This is a genomic window from Actinomadura sp. NBRC 104412, from assembly GCF_030269515.1.
GTDB lineage: Bacteria > Actinomycetota > Actinomycetes > Streptosporangiales > Streptosporangiaceae > Spirillospora.
In genome coordinates, this window is record NZ_BSTM01000006.1 from 242,916 (window position 1) to 258,798 (window position 15,883).

The following is a 15,883-nucleotide window of genomic DNA, read 5'->3' on the forward strand; positions in this document are numbered from 1 at the left end:
ACCGGACGGCGCGGGCCCGCGACGGCGCGGACCCGCTAGCTCACCCACTTGGCCTGGTCGAGGATCGCGGTGAGGTTCGGGGTGTCGAACTCGTCCACGATCAGGAGCTTCTCGGCCTGGAGGTACCAGAGGCGCTGGGTGAAGAAGACGCCCGTCTTCTTCACCCCGTCCAGGCCGTAGCACTCCATGCGCCACTCCTTGTACTGGGCCTGCCGTCCGGCCACCGTGACCCGCGCCTGCTTCCGGACGGACACGCCCTTGGCGATGGGGTACTTCTCGGGGTCCTTCGGGCAGAACGCGCCGATGTCCGTGGCCGGGTGGAACGGCTCGTTGGGGTCGTAGCGCGTCCTGTCGTCCCGCTGGTCGATCCATCGCGGGCCCAGCACGGCGAAGCCGGGGCAGTTGTCGGTGTAGTTACGGTCGGCGAAGCCGCCCCTCTCCTTGGGGCCGGTGCAGCGGCCGGGGATGTCGACCCGGTGGCCGCTGTCGACGAGCCGCGGGTCGTTCACCGGGTCGGCGACGTCCTTGATGGCGCGGACCTTCCAGGTGGGCGGGGCGGTGAGGAGCAGGTTGCCCACGCGCAACGGCACCCCGCTGAGGGTGGGACGGGGCGAGGAGCGCGACGCAGGTGCGCCGACCGGACCGACCGGGTCCTCGTCCTCGGAGTCGCGGGTGGTCAAGACCACGGCCACGATGACCACCGCCGTCACCATCGCCGCCGCCACGATGGTCGCGACGGCCTTGGCGGGTCCCTTGGTGCCGAAGCCCTTCGCCGCGTGGGTCGTCGCCTGGGACGGCTGGTGGGCGACGCTTGCCGCCGCCGATCCACCGGAGTGCTGAGCGGCGGCGGTGGCGGGCGTCGCCGCGCCGCCCGTCGCCGCGCCACCGGTCGCGGGGGCCAGCCCCGCCGCCAGGGGGAACAGCCCCGCGAGCGCCGCCGCGGCGGCGGCCAGGGCCCGGACGGCACGGTGCTCCCAGTCGGCGCCGTAGTTCTGGACGGCGATCGCCTCCAGCTCGGTGACGAAGGGAACGGCCCCGGGCGGCCGCTGCGACGGGTCCTTGGCGAGGCCCTGGGCGATCAGCGGGCGCAGGGGCTCGGGGACCTCCGCGATGGGGACGGGACCCGTCAGGTGCCGGCCCGCCAGCGCCATGCGGTCGGGCGCGCTGAACGGCCGGCGCCCGGTGACGCATTCGTAGAAGACGCACGTGGCGGCGTAGACGTCGGTGGCCGGAGTGGCGGGTTCACCGCGCCACTGCTCGGGGGCCATGTAGTACGGAGTGCCCGCGCGGCTGCCCTCACCCGCCCAGACCGCCACCCCGAAGTCGATGAGCTTGCTCAGGCCGTCGCTCTGGACGATGACGTTCGCGGGCTTGTAGTCGCGGTGGACGACGCCCACGTGGTGGGCCGCGGCCAGCCCCAGCAGCGACCCCTTGAGGACGAGCAGCGACGCCTCGGGACCGAGCGCGCCGTGCTCGGCCAGGATCGTCTTCAAGGGCACGCCGTTGACCGCCTCCATGATGATGGCGGCGCCGTACGGGCCCTCGACGAGCTGGTAGAGGCGCGCGACGTTGGGATGCTGGACCTGGCCCATCATCTGGGCCTCGTGCCGGAACCCGGCCTGGTCGGACTCGGCGGCCCCGGCGGGCAGGTACTTGATGGCCACCGGGGTGCCCGCCGTCTCGTGCCGGGCCAGCACCACCCTGCCCTGCGCGCCTCGCCCGAGCTCCCGTACCTCGGCGAAACCGGAGACCGTCCACTCGCTCATGTCGTTCCTCCCCGCGACGGAACGGTCATGTGACGCGCGACACGACGCACAGGTTCACTCACCGGCGGTGAGCTGGGCGGCCAGGAGACGGACCCGGGACTCGTGCTCGTCGTGGCCGACCACGACCGGGGGCTCGTTGTAGGGCATGGCGTCGGACGACCGGCGCAGCTTCACGTACTGGCCGCACGCGTCGATCGCGTACGGCTCCATGTCGTCCTGCAGCGCGCCGATCACCGTGATGCCGTGCGTCTCGCCGATCTTGCGGAAGAGGGCGACGGCCTCCTTGCGGTGCTCCTTGCCCAGGTTGCGGCCCAGCTCGTCCAGGACGAGGACCAGCCGTCCGCCGCCGGAGCTGGCCAGCGCGGCGGCGCACACCAGCTTGACCGCCTTCTCGTCCATCAGCGCGGTGTTGGCCCTCCGGTTGTACGGGACGTACCGCTGGCCCTCGGAACGACGCCATTTCGGGGTGACCTTCCAGCGCCACTCCTGCTCGGGGTCGCCGGGTGGTTCGGGGGTGGGGAACTCTAGCGTCGCCCCGTACCCGCCGTAGGTGACGTCGAGCTTTTCGAACTCCTCGGCGACGCGCTGGAGCCGGGCCCGGATCGCGGCGGTCAGCGCGGTGCGATGCGCCTCGGCCGCGCCCGCCGCCTCCTCGGCGCCCTTCTGGGCCTTCTCCAGGTCGGCGCGGCGGGCCGCGAGCTGCACCTCGATCTGGCGCCGCTGGTGGCGCTCGTAGTCCTCCTGCTGCCGCAGGTAGCCCTCCAGCGCCGTCACCAGGCGGGGGAAGGTGGCCTGCTCCCGTTCGGTACGGCGTCCCCCGCCGTCGGCGCGCTCGCGCAGCAGGAAGCGGATCTCCTCGGGCATGTCCTCGTCTTCGCTCATGACGCCGCCCGAACCCACCTCTCCGTCGGGGAAGACGCGGCGCAGGGCCTCGGAGAGGTGCTTCTCCGCGCTGTGCCACCACTCGTCCGGTGTCCAGGTGCTCTCGTCGGCGTCGAGGGAGGCCAGCCATTCGGCGGCGCTCTCGCGCGACCCGCCCCACCGCTTCTCCAGGTCGTCGAGGCCGAGCGCGGCGCGCTTGTCGGCCAGGTCGGCGGACGCCGCCCGGACGCGGTCGCGGTCGCGCTCGTGCGCCTCGCGCCGGGCGCGCAGCCGGTCGATCTCCAGGGCCCGGGTGTCGGCCTTGGCCTGGAGCCGCCGTAGCGTCTGCTCCGCCGCTCCCAGCCGCGGCCCCAGGCGTGCCTCGCTGCCCGCGAGGTCCTCCAGCCTTTCGCGCAGCTCGGCCATCCGCTCCCGTACGGATGCCAGCTCGTCCACCGCGCGGGCCGCGTCGAGGCGGCGGGCGGCCAGGGCCACGTCCGCGGCGGCGTCGTCCGCACGCTCCTCCGCCTCGGCCAGGGAGTGCCGCGCGGCCTCCAGCGCGGCGCGCGCGGCCTGGACGCGGGCGACCCGTCCGGTGACCGGCTCGGGAAAGCCCCCGATGACGACGACGCCCGTGCCGGTGCCGCCTTCGAGGGCGGAGAGGAAACGGGTCAAGGGGAGGACGCAGCGGACACCGTCCGGATGACCGGGCGTCTCCGCGGTCTGCCGGACGTCGAGCCCCGCGTCGGCCGGGACGATCATCGAACCGGGCAGCGCGCGCAGCGCCTCGGCCGCGGAGTCGAGATCGTCCGGGCCGACGACCACGGCGGCCCGGTACGGCCACAGCGCCGCCTCCCAGCGGTCCCGCACCTCGTCGGCCAGTTCCACGGCGTCCAGCAGGCCGACCGCGGCGATGCCCGCGCCCGCCAGGGCACGGATCTGCTCCGGCGCGCTGCTCTCGCCCGCCTCCGCCTCGGCCAGCGCCCGCCGGGCCCGGTCGACCGCGCCCTTGGCCATGCCGAACCGCTGCTGCGCCTCGTCCCTGCGGGCCTCGGCCTCGGCGAACTCGCGGGCCGCGGTGGCGGCGTCCCGGCCGTCCGCCTCGCGCAACCTGTCCTCCAGGGCCGAGACCTGGCGGCGCAGCTCCTCCAGCCGGTTGCGCGCCACGGCCTTGTCCGCGCCGAGCGTGTCGGCCTGGCCCTTGAGGTCGGCCAGCGCCGCGTCCGCCTCCGCGAGCCGCTCCTCCAGCGCGCCGCCGGTCAACTGGTCGATCTCCCGCTCGGCGGCCCGCACGGCCGCGACGATCTCCTCGTTCTCCCGCCGGAGCCGGTCCAGCTCGGCCGCGTGCGCGGCGTCGGCCGCGGCGGCGTCCACCAGCAGCCGCGCCTGCCGGGTACGCCAGCACCGCGTGGCCGCCGCGACCTCGTCCCGGGCGCGGTCGCGCCGGTCGAACGCCGCCAGCAGCGCCTCGGCCTCGCGCTCCCACCCCGACAGCCTCTCGGCGGCCTCGGCGGCCCGCGCCCGTTCCCTGTGCTCCTCGGCGCGGGACGTCCGCTCGGCCTCCAGCTCCCGGTCGAGCCCGGTCAGCGCGGCGATCGCCGAGAAGATCCGCTCCGGGCTGATCTCGTTCAGCGGCTGCGACAGCAGGTTGGTGGCCACCTTGGACCGCACCGACGTGGACAGGAACGACACGCACCGCACCCGGCCCCCGTACAGGACGCGGCCGAGGTCCTTGGCGACCACGTCGCGGCGGCCCGCGCCGCGCGGCAGTCCCGCCCACAGCCGGTCGGCCAGCGCCACCCGTTCCGCCTCCGACGGCGCCGCCGCCAGGTGGACGCCTGCGCGCCACCGGACCTCGAGGTGCGGCGCGTCCACGTTCACGCGCAGCCATACTGTCAGCGGATCGCTGCCGGTCCCGTCCGCGTGGTCGAAGACCCCGACGATGTAGCCGTGCTCGGCGCTGGCCCACCGGCTGTCGCCCTGCGCCGCGAGCTCGGCGTTGAACAGCAGCTCCGCGACCGCCCGCGCCCCGGACGCGAACCGCCACTGCTCGTCCCCCAGCAGCGCCGTGATCGCCGCGATGAACGACGACTTGCCCGCGCCGTTGGAGTCCTTGGGTCCCTGCCCGGCCACGACGATCAGCGTCCCCGGGACGGTCGGCACCGGATGGGTCGACAGCCGCGAGATGTTCACCGCCTGCACCGCGATCAGCGTCCGGTCGCCGACGACGTTCTCCCCGGGGCCCGTCCGCGCGGTCGCGGCGTCGGGCACCAGCGGTTCCGGCTCCAGAACGGCCGTCACGAGCTCTCCCCCCGATCGTTCGCCCGGCCTTTGCGGCGGGCGCGGATCGCCGCGGCCAGCGGCGAGCCCGGCCCCGCGGCCAGGATCAGCTCCTCCTGCAACCTGCGGCGCGCCGCGGGCGTGAGCCGGTGGAACTGCGGCCCCGGCGTGAACCCGCCCGCGTCGTCCCCGTCCGCCCTCACCTGCGTCACCAGCCCGGCCGTCCGCAGCCTGCGCAGCGACGCCTCCAGCTCGCCGACCGGGAGCTGCGAGCGGCGCCGCAGCTCCTCCAGCGGCACCGGGTACGGCGACAGCCACGAGTCGTCGGCCAGCCGCCCCGCCGCGCGCGGGATCGCCACGCTGTGGATCAGCACCAGCACCAGCGCGGCCCTGTCCGCGACCGGAGGCACGCACTCCGGGTCGGACGCCAGCTCGGCGGTCACGTCGTCCCGGTAGCCGGAGATCCACGCCGGTTCGCCGGACCGGCCCGCGCGCACCAGCGTCCGGCCGCCCCGCCGCAGCATCTCCTCCAGCGTGCGCCGCAGCGCCGGCTCGCGCAGGGCCGCGAACCGCACCTCCGCGACCGGCTCCGCCGCGTGCTCCACCGCCATGTACGCCGCGACCAGCTCCGCGCGCCGCTTCTCGTCGTACGACCGGAGCAGCGGCTCGAACGCCTCACCCACCCGCGGCCTCCGGCCGTGGGAGGCGGCGGAGAAGGTCGCGCAGGGAGGCCAAAGTCTCCTCACGCCACAGGGCGACGCGCGGGCCGGGGCGGACCGTCCCGGCGGGCTCGTCCAGCAACAGCCAGCCGGTGTCGGCCAGGCGGCGCAGCTCCCCGGTCGCCCAGCGGCGGGCCAGCTCCGGGTCCCCGCGAGACATGCCCTCGTACACCTCCAGGACGGACGCCACGGCCGCCGTCTCCCCGGGCCATGGGGCGTCGTCCAGCCGGGTCCAGCAGCAGCGCAGCGCCGCCGCCAGCACCCGCCGCGCCTGCCCGGCGCGGTCCAGCGGCATCGGCGCGACCTCGTACTCCTCCAGCAGCGCCGGGGTCGTCCCGTCGGGCCAGGACGGCAGCAGCCACACCCGTTCCCCGTCCGAGGCCCCGGCCATCCCGGCGGGCACCGGCTCCGCCACCGGGACGGACGGCACGCCCAGCACGCGGGCCCGCGCACGGGCCAGCGTCTCCGGATCGACGCTCATCCCGCGTCCGTCCCCTCGAAGGCACCGTCCGTCCTCTCGAAGGCGCCGGGGGTCACCCAGCTCGGGGCCTCGCCGGGACGGGCGTCCAGCCCCTCCGACCACACCAGCCGGTAGGGCAGCTCGGGATGCAGGTGCGCGGACGACAGGTCGGCGAGCAGCCTCCGCGCCGCCACCCAGTCCCGGTCCAGGACCTCCTCCACGGCGACGCGGTCCCGGCCGCGCAACACCTGTTCGGCGACCTCACGGAGCCGCTCGGCCGCCGTGGAGTCCTGGCCGAGGTCGTCCGACAGCCCCTGGTCGGGCAGGGACGGCCGGGGCGGCGCGGGACGCGGGGGCGTGCTGCGCGGGCCGTCCTCGACCGCCGCGACCACCGCCGAGGGCTCGTGCCACGGGGCGGCCGCGTCGAACACGAACCCGTCGAGCACCGCGGCCAGTTCCTCGCGGGTGGCGGTACGGGCGAACGTCCGCCAGGTCTCGGGCGGCAGCAGGGTCAGGTTGCGGGTGGTGCCCGCCGACTCCGACAGCCGGGCCGCCGCCCGGCGCGAGGCGTCCCCGTAGGCGTAGATCGCGGCGCGCAGGTCGGTGCAGGCCCGGTCCAGCTCCGGCCAGCGCCGCAGGATCGCCCCGTGCAGGCGTTCCGCGCGGGTCAGGATCTCCTCGGTGCCCCACAGCTTGGGCGCCTGCTCCCGAAGCTCCTCGATCGTCCCGTTGGTGAGGGTGAGCAGCTCCACGCTCCACAGCCGGAACGCACGCGCCAGCCCCTCGGCACCGGCCCGCGCCTGCCCGGCGGTCATCCGCGGGTCGGCCACGTTGAGCTGCTCCAGCGCCAGCAGCCGGTGCATCTCGCTCTGCCCGCCGTCCAGCATCATCCGCCGGATGAACATCAGCCCGACCACGCTGGTGAACGAGGCGCGGTACCGGAGCTGGTTGGGCTTGGGGAACACCTCGCGGACGGCCCCGAGGCCCTTGAGCACGCGCAGCCGGTTCTCGAACACCTCGGCCGGGTAGCGGCGGCACACGTACCGCATCTGCTCGCGGCTCAGCCCCTCCTCGCCCGCGTCGGCGAACGCGGCCAGCAGCGTCTCCGCGACGTCCACCAGCTCGGGGTCGTCCACGACGGCGCCGCTGTCGCGGGCCAGCGCCGCGAACATCTGCCGGTAGACGCCCAGCACGGCCTCGCCGACCAGCACGTCGTCCAGGCTGGCGGCACCGGCGCCTGCGTCTTTCCTGGGGGCGGACCCCCAGGCCCCCGGGCCGTCGCCCGAAGAGCGGTCGTGGGTTCGGGACACGGCGAACTACGGTACGGCCCCGAGCCGCCCGACGTGGAATCGGGCGTGTCAGACCGCCGGGCGGGCACGGTGGCCCGCACCAGTCAAACCCGTGACGATCCACACGCACCGGTGACACACTCACAGGGACCACACGGGAGGTCACCGGCCGGGAAACGACACTTGTGGGCGCATGACAACGCTAAAGAGCAACCGTGACGCAGTGAAGACCAACCTGCCCGTCGAGCCCAACCCGTTCATAGGACGCGAGAGGGATGTCGGAGACCTGGGCTCCCTCCTGGAGACCATGCGGGCGGTGACGCTGGTCGGCGCGGGCGGCATCGGGAAGACGCGCCTGGCCGTGCGGGTCGCGCGGTCGCTGCTCCGGCCCGAGGACCCCGACGGGGACGGCGCCGACGGCGTGTGGTTCGTGGAGCTGGCCGACCTGCCGCCCGGCGGGCCGTCCGACCTGGTGGCGCGGCGGGTGGCCGCGGTGCTGGGGGTGGCCGAGGAGGACGGGCGGCCGGTGCCCGACACGCTGGCCGACGCGCTGCGCGGCCGGGCGCTGCTGCTCATCCTGGACAACTGCGAGCATCTGGTCGCCGACTGCGCCGCGCTGACCGGCATGCTACTGGCGCGCTGCCCGCGCCTGCGGGTCCTGGCCACCAGCCGCGAGCCGCTGCGGATGGCGGGGGAGGTCGTGTTCCGGGTGCCGCCGCTGGAACCCGCGGAGGCGGCGCGGCTGTTCGTGGAACGGGCGCGCGCCGCCCGTCCCGGCTTCGGCGGCGGCGGCGCGGTCGAGGAGATCGGGCGGGCGCTGGACGGGGTGCCGCTGGCCCTGGAGCTGGCGGCGGCCAGGGTGCGGGTGCTGTCGGTGGAGCAGATCGCGCACCGCCTGGCCGACCGGTTCCGGCTGCTGAACGCGGGCGACCGCACCGCCCCGCCCAGGCAGCGGACGCTGCGCGCGGCCATCGACTGGAGCCACGAGCTGCTCTCCGAGCAGGAACGGGTGCTGCTGCGCCGGCTGTCGGTGTTCTCCGGCTGGACGCTGGAGCAGGCCGAGCAGGTCTGCGCGGGCGACGCCTTCGCGGCCGACGACGTCCTCGACCTGCTCACGGCGCTGGTGGACAAGTCGCTCGTCGTGACCGGCGGGGAGGTGGCCGGGGAGGTCAGGTTCCGGATGCTGGACACGATCCGGCAGTACGCGACCGAGCGGCTGGAGGCGGCGGGCGAGAGCACGCGGATGCGCGTGCTGCACCGGAACGCGCTGCTGGAACGTGCCGAGCTGCACGGCGAGATCGCCATCGCCGAGCGGCCGGCGTCCTGGGCGGAGCGGGTCGACCTGTTCCGCCGGTACGACGCCGAGCTCGGCAACGTGCTGGGCGCCCTGACCTTCTGTCTGGAGAGCGGGGACATCGAGCGGGGCCTGCGCATCTGCACCGCGCTGCGCACGTACTGGATCGTGCGGGGGCAGGCCGCGGAGTGGGCCGAGTGGACCGACCGGTTCCTGGCGCGGGCGGACGACCTGCCGTCGTACGTCCGCGGTCCCGGGCTGGCGGGGCGCGCGCAGATCGCCGTGGGCGGCCGCGACGTCGTCCAGGCGGGGGAGTTCGCCGAGGCGGCGCTGGCGCCGTGCCGCGCGGCGGGGGACGAGTTCATGACGGCGATCGCGCTGATCACGCTGGCGGAGGCGCACACCAGGGCGGGCCGCCACGAGCAGGCCGCTGCCAGCCTCGACGAGGCCGACGCGATCGCCGGCGGACCCGGCCAGGAGTGGAACCGTGCGTACGCCTCGATCGCGCGCGGCTACCTGCGGATCCGCCAGGGCAGGCTGCGGGAGGCCAGGGAGTCCCTGGAGACCGGGCTGTCGATCATGCGGGACATCGGCCAGCTCTGGGGCGCCTCGCACGCGCTGATCGGGCTGGGAAGGCTCGCCGAGTCGCGCGGCGACGGCCCCGCGGCCCGCGCCCGCTACATCGAGGCGCTGCCGATCCTGCGGGAGATCGGGGCGCGCCCGGAGATCGCGCGGGCCCTCGCCGGGCTGGGCCGGGTCGCGCTCGACCAGGACGAGCCGGCGGCGGCGCGCGAGGCGCTGACCGAGAGCCTGCGGCTGAGCAGTTCCACCGGGATCCGCCTGGACGTGGCGCGGGCGCTGGACACCTTCGCCGAGCTGGTCGCGCGCGAGGGCGACCACCGGCGCGCGGTCTTCCTCGGCGGTGCCGCCGCGGCGCTGCGGGACGCAGCGGGCCGCGGGCCCGGCACCGGCGCCCGGTTCGAGCGGACGCTGGAGCCCATCCGCCGCAAGCTGGGCGAGCCGCTGGTCGCGCAGTTGTGGGGCGAGGGCAGAGCGGCGTTGCCGGACGAGGCCGTCGACCGTGCGCTCCGGGCGCCGGACGACGGCGAGCCCGCGGAGGTGGGGTCGCTCACCGGCGCCGTCCCCGCCCCACGTCCCGAACCGGGAGCGCGGGCGGGCGCGTCCGTGGCCGCGCCCGTCACCCCGCCCGGCGCGCTCACCGCACGCGAACGGGAGATCGCGCTGCTCGTCGCGCGCGGGCTGAGCAACCGCGGCATCGCCGAGGAACTGGTGATCAGCCCGGCGACGGTGGCGCGGCACGTCACCAACATCCTGACCAAGCTGGGCTTCGGCTCCCGCGCCCAGGTTGCCGCCTGGGCGGTCGACCACCTCGGCGGCGACCCCCCGCCCTCCTAGCACGCCCGCCTTCCGGCCCTTCGGCTCGCTCCCGCGGCTGTGTACGCATGGTGTACTCACCGCGACCGCCACCTGACCGTCACCGGATACGAACACGTATCCCAACTTCGAAGCATGTGCGGGCGCCCGCTCTTTACCTAGCGTCGGGGCATGGACACCAGAAGTGGCGGTGCGGATCCGCTCGCGGTCTTCCCTGCGGTCACGGTGACCGAGGCGGTCATCGGTGCGGGCGCCGACCCTGGAAGGCCCGCCGTGGTGGACGCGACCTCCGGGCGCGTGCTCACCTACGCCGGGCTGGTCAAGGACGTGGGCGCCGCCGCGGCCGGGCTTGCCGCACAGGGCGTGGCACCCGGCACCGTGGTGGGCGTCCACCTGCCCGACAGCCCGGAGTTCGCCGTGGCGACGCACGCCGTCATGGCCGCGGGCGCCGTGCCGCTGCCGCTGCGCGCGACGCTGTCGGCGGCGGAGCTGACGCGGCTGCTGCGGGCGGGCGCCGCCCGGGCTCTGATCACCTGGCCGGTGCTGCTGGACATCGCGCGGGAGGCGGCCGGGCCCACCGGCGTCGACCGGCTGTTCTGCTTCGGCGAGGAACCCGACGCCGAGCCGTTCGGCGCGCTGCTGGCGCACGAGCCGGCCGCGGTGCCGCTCGCGGGCGCCGTCGCCGACCTGGAGACCGCCCCGGCGATGCTGGCCTGCACGCGCGGGACGGCGGCGCCCGCCCGCGTCGTCGCGCTGGGCCACGCGGAACTGGTCGCGGGGCTGGTCAGGGTCGCCGCCGCCGGGATGATCGGCCCGCGCGACATCGTGCTGTCCGCGCTGCCGTTCAGCGGCGCGCTCGGGCTCAACGGCGTGCTGAACCCGGCGCTGCGGCTGGGCGCGACCGTCGTGGCCAGCCCCGCCGCGGGCCGCCGCGAGCTGATGCGCGCCATGGAGCGGCACGGCGTCACGGTCGTGCTCGTCCCGCCCCGCACCGTGGAGACCTTCGCCTACGACCGCGCGGTCTCCGGCTACCGCCTGCACGCCCTCCGCTCCGTGGTGTCGGTGGGCGGCCCGCTGAACGCCGAGGTCGCGCGCGCCTGCGCCGTCCGTCTCCGCTGCGCGGTACGGCAGGCGTACGGCCTGACGGAGACGGCCGGGATCACCCATCTCAACCGGCGTCCCGCCGAAGAGGGCACGCTGGACTCGGTCGGCCCGGGTCTGCCGGGCGTGGAGTGGCGGATCGTGGACGCCGCCACCGGCCGCGACCAGCCCTCGTACCAGCCGGGCGAGATGTGCGTACGCATCCCCGCCACCGGCACCGCGGGGCGTGCCCGCGCGAGATGGCTGCGCACCGGTGACGCGGCCTTCCGCGACGAGCACGGGCGTGCGTACATCCTCGGCCGCCTGGGCGAGGGACGTTCCCGGCGTCCCGGTCGAGACCCGCGATGAGGCACGGCTACACACGCTTCTACACAATTCTTCGGATGTGGCCGCGGGCGCGCCGCGCCTACCGTCGGCGCATGGTCGACGCAAGCTCGGGTCCGGCGGTCGTCCCCAGCGCCACGGTCACCGCGACCGTGCTGGACGCGGCGCGCCGCAACGCGGTCCGCCACCCCGGCCGTCCCGCACTGATCGGTTCCGGCCGCCAGGTCGGCTTCTCGCGTTTCGCCGTGGTCGTCCCCGCCGCCGCGGCCGGTATGGCCCGCCACGGGGTGCGCATGGGGGACGTGGTCGCCGTCCATCTCGCGGACCCGTGCGACGCGGCGCTGGCCGTCCACGCGGCCGCCGCCGCCGGCGCCGTGCCCGCGCCGCTGCCCGCGCACGCCTCCGCGATCGAGCTGGCGCGGCTCATGAACGAGTGCGAGGCGCGGTTCCTGCTGACCGGCTCGGGCGAGGAGGCGGTGCTGGCGCTGACCGCCACCGAGCGCACCTACATCCGCCAGGTCTTCGCGTTCGGCGACCTGCCGGGCGCCACCCCGTTCGCCCGCCTCGTGGACGACCGGGAGGGGCCGGACCCCGCGTCCCTGGCCGCCGGCCTGGACCCGCTGCGGGACGCGGCGCTGCGGCTGTGCGACCCGCCCGAGGAGCTCACCCACGCCGACCGGCTCGCCGACCTCTACCGGCTCGGCGCCGCCGCCGGGATCGCGGACGGCGACGTGGTGGCGTGCTGCCCCGAGGAGTGCACGCCGCCCACCTGGTTCGGGCTGATGGACCTGTGCCTCACGCAGGGCGCGACGTTCGCCGGGGTCCCCGACCGCGACCTGCTCTCCCTGCTCGCCGCGATCGAGACCCACCGCGCCGACCTGGCCGTGGTCACGCCCACGAAGCTGCGGGCGCTGGCGTTCCGGCCGGAGCCGCTCGCGACCGGGCGCGAGGTGCGGCTGCTCGTCACCGGCGCGGCCGATCCCGACGTGGTCCGGACCTGCCGCGCACGGCTCGGCTGGACGGTCACGTTTCTGGTCTGACTCCCGGCCTGATTTCTGGCCTGATCGCTGGCCTGGTTGCTGGCGTGGACGGCGCCGGGGTCACGCCTGCGCGGGCCGCGGGATCGACTTGTGCTCCAGGTAGGGCAGCAGCCCCTCCGGGCCCAGCTCGCGTCCCACGCCGCTGTTCTTGTAGCCGCCGAACGGGGTGTTGGGGTCGAGGGTGTAGAGGTTGACGCCGCAGCTTCCGGTGCGGATCCGGCGCGCCACCTCGACACCGTGGTCGACGTCGGCGGTCCACACCGAACCGCCGAGGCCGTACTCGCTGTCGTTGGCGATCGCGATCGCGTCCTCCTCGTCCTCGTAGGGCAGCAGCGCCAGCACCGGGCCGAAGATCTCCTCGCGGGCGATCCGCATGTCGTTGCGGACGTCGCCGAACACGGTGGGCTTGACGTACCAGCCGCGGTCCAGTGGCCGGTCCAGGCCGCCGGTGATGAGCTTGGCGCCCTCGTCCTGGCCGATGCGGATGTAGTTCTCCACCCGCTCCTGCTGGCGCCGGGCCACCAGCGGGCCGATCTCGGTGCCGTAGTCGGCGGGGTCGCCCACGTTCAGCCCGGACACCATGGCGGCCAGCGCGTCCGCGACCTCCTCGTACCGGGAGCGGGGCGCGAGGATGCGGGTCTGCGCGGCGCACGCCTCCCCGTTGTTCATCAGCGAGGCCAGCTTGAAGCCCTCGATGGTGGCCGCCAGGTCGGCGTCCTCCAGGATGATCGCCGCGGACTTGCCGCCCAGCTCCAGCGTGACCGGGCGCAGCCGGGCCCCGCAGGCGGCGCCGATCGCGCGTCCCGCGGCGGTGGAGCCGGTGAAGGCGACCTTGTCGATGTCCGGGTGCTCGACCAGGTAGGCGCCGGTCTCGCGGCCCGCGGGGACGATGTTGACCACGCCCTCGGGCAGTCCCGCCTCCTGGATCCACTCGGCGAGCAGGTAGGCGTCCAGTGGGGCCTCGGGGGACGGCTTGGCGACCACCGTGCATCCGGCGATCAGCGCGGGGGCCAGCTTCAGCATGAGCGTGAACTGCGGGACGTTCCACGGGTAGATCGCGGCGACCACGCCGACCGGCTCCCGCGTCACGGTCACCGGGCCGAGCATCCCGGGCCGCTCCTCCTCCCAGGTGAAGGTCGCGGCCAGGTCCACGTAGTACTGGAGCACCATCTGCGGGATGGCGGCCTGCCCGAAGATCGAGAACATGATGGGCGAGCCCATCTCCTCGGTCACCAGGTCGGCCATCGACTGCTGCCGCTCGGCGTACAGCGCCGACAGCCGTCCCAGGATCTCCGCGCGCTCGGCCGGGGACATGTGGGGCCAGGGGCCGTGGTCGAACGCCCGGCGGGCCGCGGCCACGGCGGCGTCGATGTCGGCGGGCGTGCCGTCGGGGACCCGCCCGACGACCTCCTCGGTGTGCGGGGAGAGGACCTCGATCGTGCCGGTCCCCGCCGGTGCGGTCCACTCGCCTCCGATGAACAGCCGATCGTGCTCCCGCATGCCGCCCTTCCTCCTCGCGCGACGGGCACCCGGCACGGTGCGCCGGAGTAACCGAATGCTTGCTTGGTGGCGTTCGGCACAGCATCGCACGGCCGCCCCGCGATGTCATCCTTGCCTGGTGCAGACCGCCGACATCTGGTTCGACCCGTCCTGCCCCTACACCTGGATCACCTCGCGGTGGCTGCTGGAGGCCGCGCGGGTCCGCCCGATCGCAATCCGCTGGCACGTGATGAGCCTCGCCGTCCTGAACGAGCACCGCGACGACGACCCGGAGGGCGACCCCGAGGGCTACCTGTGGCTGCCCGTCCGGATCTGCGCCGCCATCGCCGTACGGCACGGCCAGGAGGCGCTCGGCCGCTACTACACCGCGTTCGGCACCCGCGTCCAGGAGGCCCGCGACTGGCGGCCGGGCGTGGTCGAGGACGCCCTCGCCGACGCGGGGCTGCCCGCCTCCCTGGCCGCCGCCGCGCTCACCGACGAGTACGACGGCGCCGTGCGCGCCTCCCACGAGGAGGGCATCGCCAAGGTCGGCACCCACGTCGGCACCCCGATCATCGAGGTGACCCGGGAGGACGGCCGGCGCGTCGCCTTCTTCGGCCCCGTCGTCTCCCGCGTCCCGCGCGGCGAGGAGGCCGGGCGCCTCTGGGACGGCACGCTCATGGTCGCCGGCGTCCCCGGCTTCCACGAGATCAAGGGCCCCCCGGCGCCCCCCGATCCCGATCCCGGTCCCGGCCTCGGCTGAGCAGGTGCGCGTTCGGCTTGCGCGCCAGGTCGGCCAGCTCCGCGAGCTCCACCACCTCGACACCGTGCGCGGCGAGCCGTTCGGCGCCGGACGCGTTCACGAACACCGACGGCTCCCGCCAGGCGAACACCACCCGCCCGATCCCCGCGCCGACGATGAGGTCGGCGCAGGGCACGGGATGGGAGCTGCGCTCCCCGCAGGGCTCCAGCGAACTGTAGATCGTCGCCCCGGCCAGGTCCGTCCCGTTCGCCTTGGCGAGCGCCGACTCCTCGGCGTGGTCCAGCGGATCGTCCTCGCGCGAGTACCCCCGGGCGATCTCGGTGCCGTCCGCGCCCACGATGACGGCGCCGACCGAGAACGCGGTGGACGACCGCGGGCAGAGCCGGGCCAGCTCGCAGGCCAGCCGCAGCCAGTCCAGATCATCCACGCGTGCCGCCGAGCAGGTAGCGCAGCAGCACCAGGTCGCCGATCCGCGTCGCCTCGGCCAGCCGCATCGGCCGCTCGGGCGACTGCGGGAACACCCCGGGTCCCACGAACCGCGGCGCGGACGGGTCCCCGATGAAGAACGGTGCGACCACGAGCTGCAACTCATCCGCCAGCCCCGCAGTGAGGAACCGGGTGTGGATCGTCCCGCCGCCCTCGACCATCAGCCGCCGCACACCCCGCTTCTCCAGATCGGCCAGCATCGCGGCCAGGTCCGGCGGATCACCGGCGTCCACCACCTCCGCCCGGTCGCCGAGGCGTTCCGCCAGCCCCGGGACCACGCCCGGCGGCGCGTAGACGAGCTTGGGCGAGTCCCCGGTGGTGAAGAACCGCGCGTCCGGGTCCAGGTCGCCGCTCGCGCTGATCGTCACCTTGACCAGGTCGGGGGGCATCCCCCGCTCCACCCGCCGCTTGCGCCGCGCCGCCGACTTGACCAGCAGCTTGGGGTCGTCCGCCCGGATCGTCCCGGCCCCGACCAGAATCGCGTCGCAGGCCGCGCGCACCCCGTCCACCCGATCGAAATCCGCCGCACTGGACAACCGCAACCGCTCGGGGCTCGCGTCGTCGATGTATCCGTCCACCGACATCGCGCAGCTCAGCAGCACATAAGGACGTTGGCTCACTCTCAC

The 15,883-nt window shown here is 75.0% G+C and carries 12 protein-coding genes; 4 read left to right on the forward strand and 8 right to left on the reverse strand.

All coding sequences use genetic code 11. The features are described from left to right. Nucleotides 1-35: 35 nt before the first annotated feature. Genes QSK21_RS10750 through QSK21_RS10770 form a run of 5 tightly spaced genes read right to left on the reverse strand, consistent with a single transcriptional unit; the run spans nucleotide 36 to nucleotide 7,396 of the window. Complete coding sequence (locus tag QSK21_RS10750; protein ID WP_285695338.1) at nucleotides 36-1,766, reverse strand: serine/threonine-protein kinase; 1,731 nt, start codon at nucleotides 1,764-1,766, stop codon at nucleotides 36-38. 54 nt (nucleotides 1,767-1,820) lie between these two features. Continuing rightward, entirely contained in the window at nucleotides 1,821-4,928 is a 3,108-nt protein-coding gene (locus tag QSK21_RS10755) for a chromosome partitioning protein ParA (protein ID WP_285695340.1), read from the reverse strand. Then, nucleotides 4,925-5,590: a hypothetical protein gene (locus QSK21_RS10760; protein ID WP_285695341.1), complete on the reverse strand. Its 666-nt coding sequence runs from the start codon at nucleotides 5,588-5,590 to the stop codon at nucleotides 4,925-4,927. Before QSK21_RS10760 ends, QSK21_RS10755 begins: the two co-directional genes overlap by 4 nt. Then, entirely contained in the window at nucleotides 5,583-6,107 is a 525-nt protein-coding gene (locus QSK21_RS10765) for a hypothetical protein (RefSeq protein ID WP_285695343.1), read from the reverse strand. The genes QSK21_RS10760 and QSK21_RS10765 overlap by 8 nt, the downstream gene beginning before the upstream one ends. Further along, complete coding sequence (locus QSK21_RS10770; protein WP_285695345.1) at nucleotides 6,104-7,396, reverse strand: hypothetical protein; 1,293 nt, start codon at nucleotides 7,394-7,396, stop codon at nucleotides 6,104-6,106. The genes QSK21_RS10765 and QSK21_RS10770 overlap by 4 nt, the downstream gene beginning before the upstream one ends. 202 nt (nucleotides 7,397-7,598) lie before the next feature. Here QSK21_RS10770 and QSK21_RS10775 point away from each other — a divergent pair, with 202 nt between their 5' ends. The 3 genes from QSK21_RS10775 to QSK21_RS10785 all read left to right on the forward strand — a co-directional run bounded on the left by QSK21_RS10775 (nucleotide 7,599) and on the right by QSK21_RS10785 (nucleotide 12,529). Beyond that, the gene (locus tag QSK21_RS10775) at nucleotides 7,599-10,085 is read left to right on the forward strand and encodes a helix-turn-helix transcriptional regulator (RefSeq protein ID WP_285695346.1); all 2,487 of its coding nucleotides are present in this window, start codon (nucleotides 7,599-7,601) and stop codon (nucleotides 10,083-10,085) included. A 150-nt stretch (nucleotides 10,086-10,235) separates the two neighbouring features. After that, complete coding sequence (locus QSK21_RS10780; RefSeq protein ID WP_285695347.1) at nucleotides 10,236-11,513, forward strand: AMP-binding protein; 1,278 nt, start codon at nucleotides 10,236-10,238, stop codon at nucleotides 11,511-11,513. A gap of 71 nt (nucleotides 11,514-11,584) precedes the next feature. Then, the gene (locus tag QSK21_RS10785; RefSeq protein ID WP_285695348.1) at nucleotides 11,585-12,529 is read left to right on the forward strand and encodes an AMP-binding protein; all 945 of its coding nucleotides are present in this window, start codon (nucleotides 11,585-11,587) and stop codon (nucleotides 12,527-12,529) included. Nucleotides 12,530-12,589: 60 nt separating this feature from the next. Here QSK21_RS10785 and QSK21_RS10790 read toward each other — a convergent pair whose 3' ends face one another. Beyond that, on the reverse strand, nucleotides 12,590-14,029 hold the full coding sequence (locus QSK21_RS10790; RefSeq protein ID WP_285695350.1) for an aldehyde dehydrogenase: 1,440 nt from the start codon (nucleotides 14,027-14,029) through the stop codon (nucleotides 12,590-12,592). Nucleotides 14,030-14,147: 118 nt separating this feature from the next. On the opposite strand from QSK21_RS10790, the gene QSK21_RS10795 reads away from it, so the two are divergent. Next, nucleotides 14,148-14,771 (forward strand): DsbA family protein, encoded by a 624-nt coding sequence (locus QSK21_RS10795; RefSeq protein WP_502871539.1) that lies wholly within the window; start codon nucleotides 14,148-14,150, stop codon nucleotides 14,769-14,771. Here the strand turns inward: QSK21_RS10795 and QSK21_RS10800 are convergent. Both QSK21_RS10800 and QSK21_RS10805 read right to left on the reverse strand, forming a co-directional pair. After that, complete coding sequence (locus QSK21_RS10800; protein WP_285695351.1) at nucleotides 14,719-15,198, reverse strand: deaminase; 480 nt, start codon at nucleotides 15,196-15,198, stop codon at nucleotides 14,719-14,721. The genes QSK21_RS10795 and QSK21_RS10800 overlap by 53 nt on opposite strands. Next, a complete protein-coding gene (locus QSK21_RS10805; RefSeq protein WP_285695353.1) occupies nucleotides 15,191-15,877 on the reverse strand; it encodes a RibD family protein in 687 nt (228 codons plus the stop codon). Before QSK21_RS10805 ends, QSK21_RS10800 begins: the two co-directional genes overlap by 8 nt. Nucleotides 15,878-15,883 lie beyond the last annotated feature (6 nt).

Coding starts and splice junctions, on each gene's coding strand:
- QSK21_RS10750 (WP_285695338.1), bottom strand. CDS start 1,766: ATGAGCGAGTGGACGGTCTCCGGTTTCGCCGAGGTACGGGAGCTCGGG.
- QSK21_RS10765 (WP_285695343.1), bottom strand. CDS start 6,107: ATGAGCGTCGATCCGGAGACGCTGGCCCGTGCGCGGGCCCGCGTGCTG.
- QSK21_RS10780 (WP_285695347.1), top strand. CDS start 10,236: ATGGACACCAGAAGTGGCGGTGCGGATCCGCTCGCGGTCTTCCCTGCG.
- QSK21_RS10785 (WP_285695348.1), top strand. CDS start 11,585: ATGGTCGACGCAAGCTCGGGTCCGGCGGTCGTCCCCAGCGCCACGGTC.
- QSK21_RS10790 (WP_285695350.1), bottom strand. CDS start 14,029: ATGCGGGAGCACGATCGGCTGTTCATCGGAGGCGAGTGGACCGCACCG.